This is a genomic window from Vibrio sp. McD22-P3 (assembly GCF_021568915.1).
Lineage (GTDB): Bacteria > Pseudomonadota > Gammaproteobacteria > Enterobacterales > Vibrionaceae > Vibrio > Vibrio mediterranei.
The window spans coordinates 249,453-268,272 of record NZ_JAKGTN010000006.1 but is presented as its reverse complement, the minus strand read 5'-3'; the positions used below and the strand labels follow the sequence as shown (position 1 = coordinate 268,272).

General features: G+C 42.0%; 12 protein-coding genes and 2 pseudogenes. 5 read left to right on the top strand and 9 right to left on the bottom strand.

Annotated elements, in window-relative coordinates:
• The 3 genes and pseudogenes from L2W36_RS27495 to L2W36_RS09530 all read left to right on the top strand — a co-directional run.
• Positions 1–589 (top strand): annotated as a pseudogene (locus L2W36_RS27495) (tandem-95 repeat protein); the annotation flags it as partial.
• 705 nt (positions 590–1,294) lie between these two features.
• Positions 1,295–3,631, top strand: a pseudogene (locus tag L2W36_RS27490) (tandem-95 repeat protein); the annotation flags it as partial.
• Positions 3,632–6,033: 2,402 nt separating this feature from the next.
• Entirely contained in the window at positions 6,034–6,285 is a 252-nt protein-coding gene (locus L2W36_RS09530; RefSeq protein WP_006075457.1) for a hypothetical protein, read from the top strand.
• Between the two features lie 98 nt (positions 6,286–6,383).
• Here the strand turns inward: L2W36_RS09530 and L2W36_RS09525 are convergent, their stop codons facing one another.
• Both L2W36_RS09525 and matP read right to left on the bottom strand, forming a co-directional pair.
• Complete coding sequence (locus L2W36_RS09525; RefSeq protein ID WP_006075456.1) at positions 6,384–6,695, bottom strand: DUF3634 family protein; 312 nt, start codon at positions 6,693–6,695, stop codon at positions 6,384–6,386.
• A gap of 23 nt (positions 6,696–6,718) precedes the next feature.
• The gene (matP, locus tag L2W36_RS09520; RefSeq protein ID WP_006075455.1) at positions 6,719–7,168 is read right to left on the bottom strand and encodes a macrodomain Ter protein MatP; all 450 of its coding nucleotides are present in this window, start codon (positions 7,166–7,168) and stop codon (positions 6,719–6,721) included.
• Between the two features lie 171 nt (positions 7,169–7,339).
• Between matP and L2W36_RS09515 the strand changes: the two genes are divergently transcribed.
• On the top strand, positions 7,340–8,977 hold the full coding sequence (locus L2W36_RS09515; RefSeq protein ID WP_236109879.1) for a S16 family serine protease: 1,638 nt from the start codon (positions 7,340–7,342) through the stop codon (positions 8,975–8,977).
• A gap of 71 nt (positions 8,978–9,048) precedes the next feature.
• Positions 9,049–9,567, top strand: a complete 519-nt coding sequence (gene fabA, locus L2W36_RS09510; protein WP_038230501.1) for a bifunctional 3-hydroxydecanoyl-ACP dehydratase/trans-2-decenoyl-ACP isomerase — start codon at positions 9,049–9,051, stop codon at positions 9,565–9,567.
• A 135-nt stretch (positions 9,568–9,702) separates the two neighbouring features.
• On the opposite strand, the gene rmf is transcribed toward fabA, so the two are convergent.
• From rmf to pyrD, 7 genes are all read right to left on the bottom strand, one after another.
• Entirely contained in the window at positions 9,703–9,876 is a 174-nt protein-coding gene (rmf, locus tag L2W36_RS09505) for a ribosome modulation factor (RefSeq protein WP_006075701.1), read from the bottom strand.
• Positions 9,877–10,040: 164 nt separating this feature from the next.
• Positions 10,041–12,131, bottom strand: a complete 2,091-nt coding sequence (locus tag L2W36_RS09500) for a DUF3466 family protein (protein ID WP_198557835.1) — start codon at positions 12,129–12,131, stop codon at positions 10,041–10,043.
• A 5-nt stretch (positions 12,132–12,136) separates the two neighbouring features.
• Complete coding sequence (locus L2W36_RS09495) at positions 12,137–14,059, bottom strand: ABC transporter ATP-binding protein (protein WP_236109878.1); 1,923 nt, start codon at positions 14,057–14,059, stop codon at positions 12,137–12,139.
• Complete coding sequence (locus L2W36_RS09490; RefSeq protein ID WP_081411582.1) at positions 14,037–14,288, bottom strand: glutaredoxin family protein; 252 nt, start codon at positions 14,286–14,288, stop codon at positions 14,037–14,039. Before L2W36_RS09490 ends, L2W36_RS09495 begins: the two co-directional genes overlap by 23 nt.
• Positions 14,289–14,294: 6 nt before the next feature.
• The gene (rlmKL, locus tag L2W36_RS09485; protein WP_236109877.1) at positions 14,295–16,418 is read right to left on the bottom strand and encodes a bifunctional 23S rRNA (guanine(2069)-N(7))-methyltransferase RlmK/23S rRNA (guanine(2445)-N(2))-methyltransferase RlmL; all 2,124 of its coding nucleotides are present in this window, start codon (positions 16,416–16,418) and stop codon (positions 14,295–14,297) included.
• A gap of 568 nt (positions 16,419–16,986) precedes the next feature.
• Positions 16,987–17,532, bottom strand: a complete 546-nt coding sequence (locus L2W36_RS09480) for a cell division protein ZapC (RefSeq protein ID WP_038230493.1) — start codon at positions 17,530–17,532, stop codon at positions 16,987–16,989.
• Positions 17,533–17,691: 159 nt separating this feature from the next.
• Complete coding sequence (gene pyrD / locus L2W36_RS09475; RefSeq protein ID WP_006074530.1) at positions 17,692–18,702, bottom strand: quinone-dependent dihydroorotate dehydrogenase; 1,011 nt, start codon at positions 18,700–18,702, stop codon at positions 17,692–17,694.
• Positions 18,703–18,820 lie beyond the last annotated feature (118 nt).

Sequence of the window (18,820 nt, the reverse complement as noted above, 5' to 3'; positions counted from 1 at the left end):
TGTCAATGATGCCGCTGTGATTTACGATCAGAGCTTTAGCATGGATGAAGATGGCACCTTAACCTTTACGGACGCTGAACTGCTGCAGGGTGCGAGTGATATTGAAGGTGATGATTTAACGGTTACCGGCGTCCACTATGAAGGTACCGACGGTGTACTTACGTCACTAGGTAACGGTACTCACACATTCACTCCAAACGAAAATTATAATGGTGCGTTGAATCTTAGCTTTGATGTGTCTGATGGTACTGATACCTCTAGTGCCTCAATCGCTATAGCGGTAGTTGCCATTAATGATGCTCCCGATACGACACAAGTGGATCTCAACGTTGATGAAGACAATACGATTACGATTACACGAGAACAACTTCTTGAAAGTGTAACAGATATCGATAGCACTGAACTGCATATTACCGATGTAAGTTACTCTGGAAATGATGGTGTATTAGTTGAGAATAGTGATGGTAGCTTTAGCTTTACACCATCTAATGATTTCAACGGCGAGGTTCCTCTAACATATACAGCATCGGACGGTGAATTAACCGCAACAGAAACGATCTCATTAACTGTCAACGCCGTCGCCGACGACCCTCAGTTGAATGTAACCGATGAACTGGGTGCTGAAATTGGCGTAGATGGGCTCAAAGTTGACCCTGATAATATTGTTGAATTAAATGTTTCAGCTCAAGTGACTGATTTGGATGGGTCTGAATCAGTTACCGTTCAAGCAAGTGGTATTCCTGAAGGCTCAGTGCTCCGCTATGATAGTCAAACCGTTCTCGATGACCAAGATAATGGACTCACAAGTTATGTTGATAGTGAAATTACCGTTACTTTCGAAGGTGAGGGGGCTGGATACTATAATGCAGTCGGATACTATAAGGTTGACCAAAACGGACAGATTAACGACGTTGAAATCGTCTACGAAAATGCGTCTCAGGTAGGAGGAGGAGGAGATTTAGTACCCGGACAGTCCGCATTTAGTTTTGATCTAGAAGAAGGTGAGAGCTTTAATCTATTTGTCGTGCCAAATGGTTTTAATCATAACAACTTCTCTTCGTTCAGCGATGGCCATTACGAGTTTCAAGACGTCAATGGTGGGCTAGCTACTACTGATTCTATTGACCCGCAACTGGTATTTGTTAACAGCAATGGAGGAGAGACTGTAATCCGAAGTCAGAATGGTGATGCTATCTTCCATGGGGGAACAAGCCCCAATCTAAATCAAGATAACATTAATCATACTCGTACCTATTTCAACAACGAAAATGAGCTAGTCTACGGTATTGAAGACATGTACAACGGAGGGGATCGCGACTTTGACGATTTCCTATTTACCATTGATTTAGGTGAGGTAAATACCAGCATCTATCAAGGTGAGGTAAATATTGACTCTTCCGAACCTATCACACTTCCAACAGTAGCACTACTGGAACCAATTTCGATAGAGTTGCCCGTTGATTACAGTGGTGAGTTTGACCTCAACATTGAAGCGACATCAACAGAACAATCCAATGGAGATACATCGACCACTTCACAAACCATCCATATTGATGCAAGAGAGCATGCACCTGAATCAACCCCAGTCTCTGCGACGATGCAAGAAGATGGAAGCTTATTGGTTTCCCAGGAAATGCTGTTAGCTAATGCTGTCGATTTAAACAACGATGCGTTGACGGCGTTCGAGCTAGCCACCAACGATGAAAATGCCATTATTGCAGACAATAATGACGGTACATTCACTATTACACTGAACGAAGACTTTAATGGTGATCTCGAACTCAGCTATAAGATTACAGACGGAGAGTTCGTTACTCCTAACACTCTGAATCTATCCGTTGAAGCTGTGAATGATGCACCGATCTCCGAAAATGTTGAACTTTCTGGTGTTGAAGACGAGAGTATCGTTATCTCTCAAGAAGATTTACTGGCTTATGCCAGTGATGTTGACGGTGACACGTTGACGGCGAAGGACCTTCAGATAGACGCTTCATTTGGGTCGCTTGTCGATAATCTGGATGGAACATGGACATTCTCTCCGGTGGAGAACTTCAATGGTGATGTTCCATTCACTTTTAAAGTAGACGACGGACAGCTTGATACCGAAGCAAGCGGTCATCTCAATCTCTTAGAGGTCAATGATGCGCCTGATGCACCTGCAATTTCACTATCCACAGATGAAGACCAGATCTTAGTCATCGATCCAGCGTATATTCTTGCGCAAGCGTCAGATGTAGATGGAGATACGCTAACTCTCGATCAATTAAGCGTAAGAGCACCGGAAAATGCAACATTGCAAGTCCAGCCAGACGGTATGTACCACCTCATAACCAGTCAAGATTTTAATGGATTGATTGAGCTTGACTATGCTGTTTCAGACGATGCTTTAGAGGCTCAAGGTACTGTTAGTATCGACGTAATCCCCGTTAATGATGAACCATTTGCTGTCGGCAACGCATCTTTGACCACCAATGAGGATGGTGCCTTTACATTTGATGCATCAGATCTCGTGGATCTCTTTGATGACATAGATACCGATGAGCTGGTCGTTTCACGGGTCATCGTACCTGATTCCGAAGATGGTGGTGAAATTGCCCAAAATGAAGACGGCACTTGGACATTTAGCCCAACCGCTGATTTTGCAGGTATCTCCGAACTGCAAATTATTGTCTCTGACGGAGAATTTGAAACATCACTAGATGTGCCCGTATACATTCGTCCCGTAGCTGACGGCGCTGTTATCACAACCGCACATGATGGGCCATTAGTGTTCTCAGAAGATACGACCGGCTACTTAAACCTAGATGTATCGTTAGTTGATAGCTCTGAGTTACTAAGTCAACTCGTGATGACAGGTTATCCCGTAGGATTCCAAATCACCGACGGAACTCATACCGTAGTAATTGAGGAAGCAGGTCAGCAGATCGTCATTACCGATTGGGATATCAATAATCTGCAAATGACGCCACCGCAAGATTTTCACGGCAACTTCTTTGTGACCGTTTCGGCGACAACAGTCGACTATGGTGATGAAACTACAAGTCAGGATGATAGTGTCTTTGCTGGTGATGTTAACGTTATCTCAGGTAATGAGCTCATTATTAGTACTGACGAGCTCATTAACCTAGCTCAAAATGTGGAGGCAGAGCAGGGTGATGCAGTAAGACTCGTTCATTTAGTTGATAATACTCAGGGAGATTTAGTCACCAACTCAGATGGAACTTGGACTTTTATACCAGCACCTGACTTTTATGGGAATGTAGACCTAGCATACATAATTGAAAAAGATGGGATTATCCATGATGAGCAGTTGAGCATCGGCGTTTATGAATCAGGAAGTTCATTACCTAATACTTTAGAAATTGATGGTATTGGCCAGGCAGACGTTAACCCAAGTGAAACGCTCTATTTTTCAGATAGTGATATGTTAGCAACGATCAGCTCTGATGATCATCAAGATCTTAGTATCGAATCAGTTTCTTTACTTGGTGGTGAAGGTATTATTGAATCAGACGGGCAGGGTGGCTATCAATTCACTCCGGCTGAAGGTTATAGTGGCCCCGCTCAGATTGGTTTCGTCGCTAGTGATGGTGACAATAGCGTGCAAAGCCACTTCAATGTAGGTGTAGAAGAAAGCTCGGCTGATAGCGGCCTACTAGTTCAATCCGCTGATTCTTCTATCGAAATCTCAGAGTCACACTTACTTCAAAATCTAGGTTTGACTGACGAATCCGACGTTACCGCTTTAGCCTATACGGGTGATAGCGGCGCGTTGATTTCAACTGGTGAAAATAGTTGGACGTTTTGGCCAGATGATACGTTCGATGGTGATATCAGTCTAGCAACTACAATCACTACTAACGGAGATGAACAAAACATACCTTTGAATCTGAGCGTTGAAGCAATGGAAGCCTCAGAGCAGCAAACAACAGTTTTAGAGACCGTTGTGCCAGATAATACTGAAACAGATGACAGCTTTGATGTGACCGTCGCACCAGGTGATGTTATCAATCTGGAAACACCAGAAGCGGCGTCTTCATCTAATGAAGTTGACCACATTGTGGTTACTGGACTTCCAAATGATGCTGAAGTAACAGGAGGCCTAGACAATGGTGATGGCAGTTACACAATATCAGGAGATCTCACACAGCCATTAACCGTTTCGTTCAGTGATGCATTTGAAGGACAAGTAGATGTCAATTATCAAGGTGTAGATGAACTTGATGCACCGATTGAAGTAGCAAGTGAGACATTACAGATCGATGTCAGTGAACAATACGCACTGCAATCAACACAAAGCGGGCAGACAGTTTCTACCGAACAACAACAAGGAACAGACTGGACGCAAAGTGACAACACCCAGGTTAATGTTGACTTCACAGACGACTCGGGCAGCTTTGACACTGATGACAATACAGGTGGCGGAGCTCAACAAGACCTTGATGACAATTTAGTGTAGTGAAACAAACATGAGCAACTACAACTTGAGAACGAGTCTATAAGCGTAATTATCGTAATAAACACATAATCGTAATCGTCAGATTAAGTTTATGTGTTTATTAGGTATTTTATGGTAAATATCGATTATGGTTAAATCTGGGCTAAAACAAGGATAGTAGAGCGGTTCAAGGTAAGGATTTTAAGCTCATGCGCATCCTATTTAACATAATATACATAATGCGCACTAAGGTATAGGAATTAGGTAGGAATATGCTGAGACTTCTTCCCGTGGGAAACTTATGTATCTTGGCACTCACATCCTTTTGATTTATGGTTAGTTAACCCTTATACCGAAAATTAATTTAACTCGTCTAAATGTCTTGGCAGTTTCTATGTTGTGAGATGCCTGCTTCCACATCCATACGCATTATGCAGCGTTCAGCAAATGACGGTTCTTATAGCCGTAAATCTTGTAGAAAGTTTGGATGCTGTATGACTGCGCCACCTTGAATACCAAAAACGTTTAAATAGTAAAAAGCCCGTTATTTCTTTGTTTAAGCTGCTAGATCGCAATATCTATCTCACGAGAACCATTAAGTCGAGTTTCATTGTTAGTGCTCCTAGCCATTCGTGCCCCCTGATATAGGCGTTAATTAAACAACGTGCGTAGTTATCTGAGTCATTTTCGTTCTTTGGTGCAAAACACTAAATCATTTCATGAACGGCGTTGAGTTTTACATAAGTACTTTGATAGCTTCGAAGCATCTTAGCGCCTATTGGAAAGCCTTATTTATTAAGCGAAAAGGTTTCGACGCGAGATAAACACCGCACCTTGCCGGTTGTTTCCCACACGAATGTTCAAGGGATTGTTATTGCGTGTTCTGCATACTAATCATTGTGGTATCAAAGGTTCGTGTTAGTATCAACCACAGAAAAATCATTACGCCAATACTGAGAAAATCGGTAATCTATTGATATGGAATTGGGAAAAGATAGAACCCAAACTAAAGTTTATCTTGTACTTACCAAGGAGGTATATATGAACTGGCTAGAACTGCTTATAGCATTCGTCTATCTACTAACAGCGATCGTTAACGCCATTTTTAACTAACTGAATACGGTCTCCTAGCGACTGCAACACAAAGAGGATCGAATCAAGTACAATATTTATACATTAATAGTCAATAGGTGCTTTACATTTAATTTAAATCATTAGTACTAGATATATACGATGCCATTATTAATCTAGTTTATATTCACACCACGAAAATTGATAGAAATTAGTAATAGTAAAGGAAGATTGTAAATACACATTTATACTTCACACCACTTCCAGTTAACTGCTGCCCACAGGTTTACAAACAAAGGAAAGAACAAGTTATTGACTGTATCAATCTTGATATTAATAGCAATAATAAAAAACGAAAAAATAATATATAACACTACCATTATAAATAGAATATGATTATGAATTTAGATATTTATAAACTTTTATTGTGTTTTTCTAAGATATTCTCTTTACAAAATGAGTTAGATGTTTAATTCTAATTTCACCAACGAGAACAACAAGAATTATTAGAAAAGGAATATTCTATGTCTTTACCTATTGAGTGGTTTACAACTAGCTATACGCGAATTCAAAAATGGGATATCGAAGGGTTGTCATTATTGGAGGCAGAAGCAGCTTTAGAAACCTATTTAACAGATAACAACCCTATCTCACTAGAGATGGCTGATTACATTGCCGAGAACTGGACTTGTCGCCGGATACAAATGCTGGATTCTGAATCAAGGCGTACCCTAATGAAAATCTGGGATGAACGAGAAATAGCGGCGCACGGATAGTTGTTTATCTTATCGAGTCAATTAATTTAGTTATAGTGCATTAGGTATATTAAAAAAGGCGCTTCTTACAGCGCCTACACTTCTAAACTAATTGGAACTCATCGAGATTTCTTTTTGCCTTTTGACTTGAATCCTTGATGTGGGAATACATTTCGAATACGTTGTTGGCATGCTTTCGCTACTGAGTTGCTAAATTTTAGCTTCATACCGGTACGGGTTTGGTAAACTTTTAAAACACCTGTCGCTTTATCACGCTCAACAATATCTTTAAGATTATGTCGAAAAGATGGAGGAATATGACCTTTAACGTTACCTAGTTCACCGTTATCAAATTTTACAGTTAAAACTGGACGGTCAACGGCAACAAGCCAAAAAACAACAAGTGCACCTATCAGAACAACGTATAACATCGCAACTACTCCCTATTCCCTGGCTAATCAGACAGTAACTTACTTAAGTCCTCTTTTAGGCTGCTCACTGTCTTGGTCGCTTTCTCACTGCGCGACGCTTCACTTAACAAGTATTCGATCGCTTCGGATAATGTACATCCGAGTTCGTTTGCTCGGTAAGACAGCTTTTCCCAAACTCGGTAGTCAAGATCGATAGACTTTTTCTTTGTATGAACTTGTTCTGCATTATAGTGACGCTTGCGCTTGGCACGAATTGCCTGCTTGAGTTTATTATCAAGCTCTGCAGACATATGCTCATCAATCCAATCAAGAACCAGAGTAGGCTCGTGTTCTAATGATTTAAAAGTCGCAACGGCCTGCTCGATTTCACTGGTATCAATATAGCGAGTGATATTCTCACCCTCGCGCCACTTTTTAGATAAATACTGCCACTTCCAACCACATTCTAGGTTTTCAAGCTGTTGGTATTTCATTGGTTTGCGTCCCTACTCTATTTACAGTGACAGCGTAACCCAAGTCACGTAACAACTCAATAAAAGAACACAAAATCTGAGAATCTGCTCCCGATTAAACGTGCTCTATTACTAACGTTACTTCTGGTTTCGTTGTATACTCCATCCAAATTTTAAATAAGTAGCACCTTAATGAATCTAGTCCCTTGGCAAGACGTTTGTCCGCAGTACAACAACTATCAAACCACTATTGAACAAGCACCGAATATTGCACCAGCATCGCTGCTTGATTTGCAACCTCGTTTACAAGCCGCTCTTAAGTTTTTCACATCAAAAGCTTGTAAATCTAAAGTGTTAGTTGTTAAAGATGGTGACAACCTAAAGTACCGTGAACTAATAGCTGATTCACTCAAAGCATTAGGAAAACATGTTGTCGTGACAAAGGATACAAGCTCAGCGCTACTGTTTGATCATTACGCTAAGGTTGATAACCAACTTGAAGTTTCCGCTGGATTAATTTCACAAGCTAATAACGGATTTCTTGTGGCTTCAACTCAAGCGGCATTAAGTACGTTAAGCGCTTGGGGAAATATTAAGGCTTTGCTTTCAGGAGCGTCACTAAATAGTGTGGCCATTGATAAGCAGTCCACTGTTTTATCTCCGCCACAATTCCAATCAGATTTTAAATTGATAATTCTTGGTGACCGAGACCAACTCGCTGAATTTGATTATGCTGATAATGATTTCCGTTCTGGCTTTATGCAGTATACAGAACTCGAAAGTGACCTAAAGGTCTCCGAAAAAACTATCTCGACTTACTTCGGCTTTGTAAATGGTCTACTAGAGAAGCAGCTTCCCGAATATAATCTAGATAGTTCAGCCTACCTGCGCCTTCTCCAAGCCGGAGCTCGTGAAACAGAAGATAAGCAGTATCTTCCTTTGTCCATCGATTGGCATTCGGCACTACTTGGTGAAGCGTCATCTTTTAGTCATGACAAAGTAATAACATCCGCTCATATTGAGGAAGCAATTTGTGCGAAACGAAGCAGAGAAGCGTATCTTCCTGAACGCGCAATTGACGATATTCTCGAGGGGCAAGTTGTTATTGAAACTCAGGGACAACAGGTTGGCCAGGTCAACGGATTAACTGTTATAGATATTCCCGGGCACCCAGTTTCCTACGGAGAACCCGCTCGAATTTCCTGCGTAGTGCACTTTGGTGATGGTGATGTCTCTGATGTCGAGCGAAAAGTTGATCTTGGCGGTAACATCCATGCGAAAGGCATGATGATTATGCAGGCGTTCGTTTCTTCCGAGTTGGACCTTGATGCCCCGCTCCCTTATTCTGCCTCTATTGTGTTTGAGCAATCTTATTGCGAGGTTGATGGTGACAGTGCGTCGCTAGCTGAGTTGTGTTCTCTCGTAAGTGCATTATCTGGCTATCCTATCGACCAACAAATTGCGGTCACAGGTGCTGTCGACCAATTTGGCCGCGTTCAAGCCGTCGGTGGCCTCAATGAGAAAGTCGAAGGTTTCTACAGCGTATGCAAACACCAAGGTTTTACTGGTAAACAAGGTGTTGTACTCCCAAAAACTAATCTTCAACACCTAGCACTCAGTACTGAGGTGGTAGAAAGTATTAAGCAAGGTGAGTTCCATATTTGGTCAGCTACACACGTTGACGAAGTGGTTCCTCTCCTTCTTAATAAGCCTTTCAAGAGTGAAGACGAAGATAGCGTTATTGGAAAGATAGCCGAACGTATTGAAAATTTTGAAAAACTTGAACTGCCAGAAACTTTGTTAGAAAGGGTTAAAAACTGGTTTGTCTAGTCGTGGTCGGACTTGTCTAGCGTACACCTGTTCACTAAGATGCTCATACCAAAATTTGGAGTAATTTAATAATGCAAAACAGACGTGAATCTTATAGCCGTGAAGATCTTCTAGCCTCTAGCCGTGGTGAATTATTTGGCGAAGGCTACCCTCAGTTACCAGCACCAAACATGCTGATGATGGATCGTGTAACTAAAATGTCAGAAACCGAGGGTGACTTTGGTAAAGGTTTAATTGTTGCAGAATTAGATATCACCCCTGACCTATGGTTCTTTGATTGTCACTTTATTGGTGACCCAGTGATGCCAGGTTGTCTTGGTCTAGATGCAATGTGGCAGCTAGTTGGCTTCTACCTTGGTTGGATTGGTGGTGAAGGCAAAGGTCGTGCTCTTGGTGTGGGTGAACTAAAATTCACTGGTCAAATCCTTCCTACTGCGAAAAAAGTAACGTATGAACTACATATGAAGCGCGTAGTAAATCGCAAGCTTGTTATGGGTATCGCTGACGGACGTGTTCTAGTAGATGGTAAAGAAATCTATGTTGCTAAAGACCTAAAAGTCGGCCTCTTTAAAGACACATCAACTTTCTAAATCGAAGCTTTCAATAAACGACTCTCCGGAGTCGTTTATTTTACTCACACATATTTAGTTATAGTGCATTAGAAGTAACAACCACAAAAAAGACCTCAAGATGAGGCCTTAAAATACTTCAATTTTGCTCCCGACTTACTTGAAGAGTCCTGAATGTTTGTCATCTCGGGCATCACGCCAACCGCCTAGCCAATAAGACTTAGCATCCATTTGTTGATAGGGACAGGTTTCCATCGATCGACCATTCAATCCAGCTTTATAACCCTGTGATTGAGCTCGCTCTAGACGATCACGTTTTTGTCTCTTCATAGTACGGTCCTCATTATACAAAGCCAGTCTCCCAGCTTTCTACCATTAAAGATTTGTGGAGCTTTTGTTACTCCTCTTTAATAATTGCGCATTATTCCGCTGATCACAAGGCACAAAAAATCCCAGATTCAGAAGTGTGAACCTGGGATTTTTGTCACTTGTGACTATTTGTTACGGCGTAACCCTAAGAACCCTAGGAAAATCATTGCCATCCAACCGAGACTACCACCCTTACGCTCTACGGGTGCAGCTTCTAATGCGCGAGCTTCAATGGTGCGATCTGCAGCATTTGGGATCGGGATCAACTTAACAGCGACAATTTTTTCAGGTTTTTGTCCATTACCACAATACGAGTTGTGACCAGTTGTATCATAACCACCTGCGCATTTAAGTGCAGTTGCAGCTATAACACCGTCATCATTAATATCTGAAGCATCAACAATGCGATATTGGTTGTTACTAACGCTAAATTGTCCACCATTAGTCAAATCATCTAACAACCACGGTCTACCCTCGAAGATAGCAAGTCTTTCAGCAACAGTACCAGTGGTATTATAAGGGTAAATGAAACCACGTTGGCGACGCTTCTTACCAAAATACTCGGTAGATTGTTCTGCATCTACTGCACCAACAATTTCATTGAAATTATTGATCGCACCAGTTTCACCCCCAACACCGCGGAAGAAGATACCACTGTTGCCAGTTAGTTCATCAAAATAGCGAGCCTCGGCAGCGCCTGAAGATGAATCAACAGAGGCAAGGAACATACGATTTGGTGCTGCACCATTCTCTCTCTTATCTCCACGACGTTTTGCTTCACCAATTAAAACAAAGTTCTCATTAATGTCTGTCGCTTGAGAGTTACTATAAACGAAATCATCGCCATCTTTTACCGTCGAGCGCGTAACCCGTACTGGTGACCAATAATTACCAGACTCAATTTTTGCATTAGGATCTGTCGATGGCTTAAAGACTGTTGCTTCCATAAACAGGTTACTACCATCTTGGAAACTATTTAATCCTACCAATACCGGCTTATCCTTAAGGTCTCCTACCACTTTACTACTAACAACAGCAGCTCTTGCGCTACCTTGCATAGCCTTTTTATCTACATTTCGTGAAGTACCAGTTGTCCAATTGGATGCTTGAAATACGTCTCCATTTACATTCCAAACAGCAGCTTTAGTTGCAAAAGCAAAGTTCTGACATTCACGCAATGCAGCTGGGTCACTCTTACCAACACAATTATTTAAATCACCTCCCCAATCTTTGTTACTGTCGCCGTAATCAAACGGCCCTACGGATGCACTACCAACAAAGTAAGTATTCGTGCCATCACTAAAGGAATCCCAAGCCATTGTACGTCCCATTTGAGCGGTAATAGCTTTCTCATCATCAGTACCATCGTTAGCTAATGGGGGTAGCATCGTTGTTGAACTGCCACTAAACACGTAGCCGCGGTTTCTATAAGCTGTAGCTAAATTGCCTGCAGAAGTTCGGTAATAGCCTGAACTAGTATTTCCTATGACTGTACCATTATCCAACAGGTTATTAACTACAACATTTTCGGAATTTTGGTCCGCTGTTGACACGCCAGCAGGCTTGTAAACAGAAGATGGTGTGATTGATAGTCGACTAGCTGCTGATGGAGAATCTGGGTTAGACGAAGCAGTATTTTCTTCAAATGCTAAAGCGTTTGAATAGTAATTATCCTCACCATAACAGTTATTCCACCCTGTTTGTTGTGAGTTAAGGAATGCATCTCTTTCACGTAAAAGACCGCCAAACTTGCCACGTTTGCTTGCGCAGCTATCGTTAGCACCATTATTACCTGAACCAAAGCTATACCACAGTTTGTCAGTCCAAGCAGGGTCACAAGTTTGATAACCTAGCTCGTTTCGGCAATAGTCCCTATTCCGCCCCCAATCTGTGTAATAGAAACTAGAGTCATAGTTGAAGGGTACTTCTTGTCGATAAGAATGCCCTTCTGACCCATTCCTAGAATCTCCAGCTAATGAATATTCTGGACAGGTTGTTCCATCTTGAAAACAACCTAATGGGAGAGCACTTAGATCTCGAGTAGTTTTTTGTATAGCAGATCCATAAAACTCTGTAACCTCTGCATCATAGATACCGGTCGAACTCATGCTCGCTGTTGGGTCGACTTCCACAACCTTATACAACGCTGCCTGACTTGAAGTTGCAGCCATAACACCGGCTGCAATTAATGAAATTTTGAAATTAATACGACTCATGAAGACTAACTTTCCTGTTGCATTGCTTCGAGCTCTTCCCATCGCTCAAAGGCAATTTCCAGTTCCTGCTCTTTGGCAGACAAACTATCTAAAATTGGTTGTGTCTCAGTGACAGGTTTAGTGAAAAAAACAGGGTTATTCACGGTTTCCTGCAACTGTTCTAATTCTTGCTCTAGCTGCTCAAGTAACGCAGGTAGTGCCTCTAATTCCCTTTGCAGCTTATACGACAGCTTTTTAGGTTTAGAGTTCACAGCAGTTGCTTTCTTTTCTGGTTCAACTGCTTGCTTTTTAGTCTCTTTCACAGGTTCGTAAGCTTTTCTTGCTTCGATGACCTGCATTCGTTGTTGTTGGGCATCATGATAACCACCAACAAACTCTTCTATAACCCCTTCACCTTCAAAAATCCAGCTCGTAGTCACAGTATTATCAACAAATTGACGATCGTGACTCACTAAGAGCAGCGTGCCCTGATAGTTAGCAAGTAATTCCTCGAGTAACTCTAACGTTTCGATATCTAGATCGTTGGTTGGTTCGTCAAGCACCAATAAGTTGTTCGACTTAAGGAAGATACGCGCCAATAATAAGCGGTTTTTCTCGCCGCCAGATAATGCCTTAACCGGAGTTCTGGCACGTTTTGGGGCGAATAAAAAGTCTTGAAGATAGCTCAACGCGTGTCGTTCTCGACCGCCTACCATGACTTCTTGCTTACCGTCAGCAAGGTTATCAATCACCGTCTTTTCTGGGTCAAGAGCTTCACGATATTGATCGAAATAAGCCACTTCTAGCTTAGTACCACATTTCAACTTTCCAGATGTCGGCTGTAATTCGTCGAGGAGAAGCTTGATTAGAGTACTCTTGCCGCAACCATTAGGACCAATAAGCGCAATTCTGTCGCCACGCTGGATGTTAAAGGAAAAGTTCTTAACTATGGTTTTGCCTTCAATCTGATAATTGAGGTCATTAGCTTCGAAAACGATTTTTCCGCTACGAGCGCTATCATCCAGTTTAAGATTCACTTTACCCTGAACTTCGCGACGACCTTGGCGTTCCTCACGCAGCTTTTTGAGCGCTCTTACTCGTCCTTCATTACGCGTTCTACGTGCTTTAATTCCTTGACGAATCCATACTTCTTCTTGCGCAAGCTTTTTATCAAATTCAGCATTTTGCATTTCTTCAACACGTAATGCTTCCTCTTTCTCAACCAAATAGGTTTCATAACTACCTGGATAAGAAACTAATTGACCACGGTCAAGGTCGACAATGCGAGTTGCCATCGAGCGAATAAAGGCGCGGTCGTGCGAGATAAAGATAATTGAGCCACGAAAATCTTTTAGGAAAGTTTCCAGCCACTCGATTGTGGTTACATCTAGATGGTTGGTAGGCTCATCGAGTAGTAAAACATCAGGCTCACAAACAAGAGCACGAGCTAACGCAGCTTTACGCTGCCATCCACCAGATAAGTCAGTTAACAGTGTGTTGCCATCTAACTTCAAAGCCCCAAGAATATTCTTAATACGGTCTTCAAAGCGCCATGCTCCGGCAACTTCTAAGCTCTCTTGAGTTTTCGCCAATCGATTTATGTTTCGCTCAGACGGGTCTTGTGCAACCAAATCCAGTTGAGCATGATAAGTTTTTAATAACTCACCGACTTCTGCCAGTCCTTCGGCGACGTAATCAGCTACCGTACCGGCCTGATCACGCGGAGGATCCTGTTCAAGCCGTGATACCACGACATCTTGAGTGATCTGCAGTTTGCCATCGTCCATGACGATTTCTCCCGCAAGCACTTTCATTAATGTTGATTTGCCCGCACCATTGCGGCCAACCAAACACACACGTTCGTTTTCTTGAAGTGCGAAATCAGATTTGTCTAGCAGTGGATGATCACCAAATGCTAGTTGCCCATTATGAATGGTAAGTAATGCCATTAGCTGTTAACCATTGTTTCAGTTGAGAAAGGTCAAAAGGCCAGTTAATTTCAGATTGTTCGCTTTTTACAACTGGTATAGTGACGCCGTAACGAGAAAATAGCTCATCATCAAAAGCAATATCGATCACTTGTAACTGCTCAGTTAATCCAACCTGAGATATGAGCTCAAATGCCATCTCACAGAGATGGCATCCTTCAGTACTGTATAGAATAAGTTCCTTTTCCATAATCCTTTACTTTTGGTGAGTAATAACCCAACAGTTATGAATATGTTTGTTACGAGCAAAATCAAGTGGCAGAGTTTTATCTGAAATGTTCTCGGCTTTAAGGCCAAGTTCTTCCAGGGCTTTCAAGTCCATCTTGAAGTGTCGTTTGTTGTTCGAAAATACTATCGTACCTTCTTCGCGCAGTAGTCGTTTCAAATTCGTCATTAGCGTTACGTGGTCACGCTGAACATCAAATGATTGTTCCATTCGCTTAGAATTCGAGAAAGTCGGTGGATCAATAAAGATAAGGTCGTAACTACCGTTGGCTTTTTCTAACCATTGTAAGCAGTCTGCTTGAATATATTGATGCTGACGGCCAACTTGGCCATTGAGTTTCATGTTCTCTTTCGCCCACTCTAAGTAGGTATTTGACATATCAACTGTTGTCGTTGATTTAGCGCTACCCAATGCTGCGTGGACAGTTGCAGATCCTGTATAAGCAAATAGGTTTAAAAAATCTTTGTTGCTCGCCATTTCACCAAGCTTACGGCGAGTAATTTTATGGTCAAGGAACAGGCCAGTGTCTAAGTAGTCGTAAAGATTGACGATTAGCTGAGCCCCGTATTCATTTACGTGAAGCTTTGATGACTTAGCCGCCAGTTTGTTGTACTGCGATGAACCTTTTTTCTTTTCACGTACTTTAAGAACCACGTTGTTGGTATCAACACCGGTTACCTTGATACTGGCACGAATAACATCCGTTAATCGACGCTTTGCTGTCTCTTCTGGAATGCTTTTGGGAGCTGCGTACTCTTGAATAACCAGATAGTCTTGATAAACGTCAACAGCAACATTGTAGTCAGGTAGATCAGCATCATATATGCGATAGCAATCTAAGCCTTCCTTTTTAGCCCACTTTCCAATCTTTCCAATGTTCTTCTTGAGACGGTTAGAAAAGTCCGGAGCTACAACTTGTGCGTCCTTATTGCCGACTAACTCGTCTTCGGAGCGCTGAGAAATTGAATAGTTTTTTTGGTGACACTGTAACGCACCATTATTCAGTTTAAATTGTTTTTCTGCTCGCATACGTAAGCAACTTAACAAATCGTCTGAACTAGAGAAGATAGAGGCTTGGCAACCGCCAAATTGAGTTTTTAGTTGGTTGCCAAATTCGGTATAAAGTGCGATAAGCCCTGGTTCCGTGCCCAAGCGCTCGCCGTATGGAGGGTTACACACCACAACACCTTCTCCGAACTCGGCAGGTTTAGTCACTTGGCTCGCATCGCCAAGCTCAAAGTTAATCAACTCTTCAACGCCTGCACGTTTGGCATTTTCTTTAGCGGTTCTCAACACTTTAGGGTCGTTATCGAATCCCCAAAATCTGCTGTCAGTCTTTTTGACACCGCGTCGAGCTTGGACATTAGCTTCTGATTTAACCTCTGCCCATATCTCCGGTTCAAAATCTTCAAGTGCTTCAAAACACCATGTTTGACGCTTAACACCAGGAGCCATATTTGCAGCAAGCATGGCCGCTTCTATCAGCAGCGTACCAGAACCGCACATAGGATCGAGCATGTTTTGCCCTTCTTTCCAGCCGCTACGAGCAACAATGGCAGCGGCCAATGTTTCTCTTAAAGGCGCTCGGCCTGCTTCTGTTCTATAGCCACGTTGGTGTAAGCCTGAGCCAACCATATCTAAGCCAATAAGCGCTTTATCTCTATGTAGGCGCACATGAACACGCACATCCGCGCGGTCTTTACTGATATTTGGGCGAGGCAAATTCTTCTTATTGAAGCAATCTACTACGGCGTCTTTGACTTTCATCGCGCCATACTGGCTATTGCGAATCTCACGGTTGGTACCGTTAAAGTCTACGATAAATTTCTTTGAGCTATGGAAGTGATTAATCCAGTTAATGGAAGACGCAGCCAGATATAAGTCCATATCATCTTGGCAAGTAAACTCCGAAAGCACTTTAACAAAGCGAGAAGCATATCTGCTCCATAAACAAGCTCGATAAATCTGCTCATTTGACGCTTTAAACTTCACTCCCGCTTGTACAGGTTTTACTGAAGTTAAACCCAACTGCTCAAGCTCTTGAGCCAGTAGGTTTTCGAGTCCATTAGAAGTAACGGCAAGATATTGGTTCATAGTGTTCATCTGACTGTGAAAAATGGTGTTGATTATACCTGACAAACGGCCTTCTCACTAAACAAACCTACTCTAATCCCTTAGTTATTAGTTTGTTCGAACAAGCTTTAACCGAATGAAACTCATAAACACCGTCACCATCATTATATTAGCCGTTAATGATATACCAGTCGTATTTATTGACCAAGGGACGAAGTGAATACTTATTTACATTAATTTTGGTCTATACCAAAGAGTGTTTTAGTGCGTAATTTTATTACATTTTTAGCTAAAGGAGGAATTTATAGCGGTAAAACACCCTGTTTTAAGCAGAAAAAGAGTCACTATTTAGATAAAAAAATATGCGAAATATCACCAGATAGGATTCAAAGGTATAGGTTTCTTAGAGGCAAGATAGGAAGATGGTGGCAAATACGAGGTGTATCCTCTAGGATTGAGGTAAAAAAAATCGGCCATGAAGGCCGATAAATTTCTACGAGGAACGTTTTTGGAATCGTTGTGTACTACTAAAAGCTGCCACTGCTTTTTCTATTTGGCGCATTTTGCGCTCTAATTACCCTATAAGCTCTTAACCGACAAGAGCAATGGGCTGGTTAATTCTCATAAATTGGTGCGCACAAGCCATTCTGTCATGCATGACTTTAATGCTCTGGCCAAATTGAACACCTTTACTTGGAGTCAAACTAAATGACTCTAAATCTACTAAGGCACATAAGCTAGCGCTCTCACCGACTTCTAGGACAATAAAGAAACCTTCCGAATGTTGATTAACTAATCGGACTAAATCGCCTTCTTGGGGTTGATAGCTGCCATTTTGATGGTCAAAGAACCAACTCTTTGGCTGAACAGGCTTATGGAAGCGCTTGGCTGCAACACAATAGAGTGTGAGTTCAGCCTGTCGAGGCTCAGATAGCCCCAATATGCTTATTTGGTCTTTAAAGGTTTGGAACGCGGATGCGTCATCTACGGTAAAGTTGTTCTGACCCATCGCGCAGTCGACAAGGAGCTTTCGGGAAAGATTGGTTTTAAAAACCATCTCATCTCCCAAATCCAGCATGAGAGAACCTTCGTCCTCATCCATATACCAGATCCATGTATCGCTGGGTTTAAGCATCGTTCCGTCTCTTATATTTAAAGAATAATCAGACTGTTAGGTAAAACGCTTAATTACCTTTTTTGTCAGTTGAATATAATTCTACAAACGATTACGCAAAAAAAAAGGGGAAAACAATTTTCCCCTTCTCTTATATTAGACCCAGTAACTTTTCAGTAATTACAGGTTTTTAACGATGTCTTTAACAAGTTTTGGACCATGGTAAATGAATCCGGAGTAAACTTGGACGAGTGTTGCACCTGCCATCAACTTCTCTTTCGCTGAAACATAGGAATCAATGCCGCCAACACCGATAATTGGCAGCTTACCTTGCAAATTCTCAGCAAGTAGACGCACTACTTCGGTACTACGTGATTGAACTGGACGACCACTTAAGCCACCAGCTTCATTCGCATGCTTCATTCCTTCTACGATAGAACGATCCAACGTAGTATTCGTTGCGATCACGCCATCAATTTTATTTTTGATCAACGATTCACAGATTTGGCCAATCTCGTCGTCACTAAGATCCGGAGCGATCTTCAATGCCAGAGGTACATATTTATTATGTTTTTCAGCAAGTTCCGCTTGTTTCGTTTTCAGTTCTTCTAACAGCTCATCAAGTGCTTCACCATATTGAAGGCTGCGCAGTCCCGGAGTATTTGGAGAGGAAATGTTTACGGCAATATAACCAGCGTGCTCGTATACCTTTTCCATGCAGATAATGTAGTCTTCAGCACCCTTTTCGATCGGAGTGTCTTTGTTCTTGCCGATATTAATACCTAGAATACCGTCAAATTTTGCTTTCTTTACGTTCTCTACAAGGTTATCGACACCTAGGTTATTGAAACCCATTCGATTAATAATCCCTTCAGCTTCAACTAAACGGAAAAGACGAGGTTTGTCGTTACCTGGTTGAGGACGAGGTGTCACAGTCCCTACTTCCACAAAACCAAAGCCCATAGCACCAAACGCTTCGATGCATTCGCCATTCTTATCAAGACCTGCAGCAAGACCTACAGGGTTCTTAAAAGTCAGCCCCATACATTCAACAGGACGATTAGGAAGTTGTTGACGATATGCTAGATCAAGAGGAGTGCCAGTAAAACGTTTGAAGTTCTGAATAGCGAGATCATGAGCCTTTTCGGCATCAAGTTGGAAAAAGCCAGTTCTGGCAAGACGGTAAAGCATTGTGCCTCCGATAGAAAACCCGTGTAAACGGGGTGGTATTATTTACTTATTTGTTTGAACATGCAATGAAGTTTTTAGTTTTCTCGCGAAAACGCAAACGATTAGGCGAATAAAAACA

Coding starts and splice junctions, on each gene's coding strand:
- L2W36_RS09530 (WP_006075457.1), top strand. CDS start 6,034: ATGTCTTTACCTATTGAGTGGTTTACAACTAGCTATACGCGAATTCAA.
- L2W36_RS09525 (WP_006075456.1), bottom strand. CDS start 6,695: ATGTTATACGTTGTTCTGATAGGTGCACTTGTTGTTTTTTGGCTTGTT.
- matP (WP_006075455.1), bottom strand. CDS start 7,168: ATGAAATACCAACAGCTTGAAAACCTAGAATGTGGTTGGAAGTGGCAG.
- L2W36_RS09515 (WP_236109879.1), top strand. CDS start 7,340: ATGAATCTAGTCCCTTGGCAAGACGTTTGTCCGCAGTACAACAACTAT.
- fabA (WP_038230501.1), top strand. CDS start 9,049: ATGCAAAACAGACGTGAATCTTATAGCCGTGAAGATCTTCTAGCCTCT.
- rmf (WP_006075701.1), bottom strand. CDS start 9,876: ATGAAGAGACAAAAACGTGATCGTCTAGAGCGAGCTCAATCACAGGGT.
- L2W36_RS09500 (WP_198557835.1), bottom strand. CDS start 12,131: ATGAGTCGTATTAATTTCAAAATTTCATTAATTGCAGCCGGTGTTATG.
- L2W36_RS09495 (WP_236109878.1), bottom strand. CDS start 14,059: ATGGCATTACTTACCATTCATAATGGGCAACTAGCATTTGGTGATCAT.
- L2W36_RS09490 (WP_081411582.1), bottom strand. CDS start 14,288: ATGGAAAAGGAACTTATTCTATACAGTACTGAAGGATGCCATCTCTGT.
- rlmKL (WP_236109877.1), bottom strand. CDS start 16,418: ATGAACCAATATCTTGCCGTTACTTCTAATGGACTCGAAAACCTACTG.
- L2W36_RS09480 (WP_038230493.1), bottom strand. CDS start 17,532: ATGCTTAAACCCAGCGATACATGGATCTGGTATATGGATGAGGACGAA.
- pyrD (WP_006074530.1), bottom strand. CDS start 18,702: ATGCTTTACCGTCTTGCCAGAACTGGCTTTTTCCAACTTGATGCCGAA.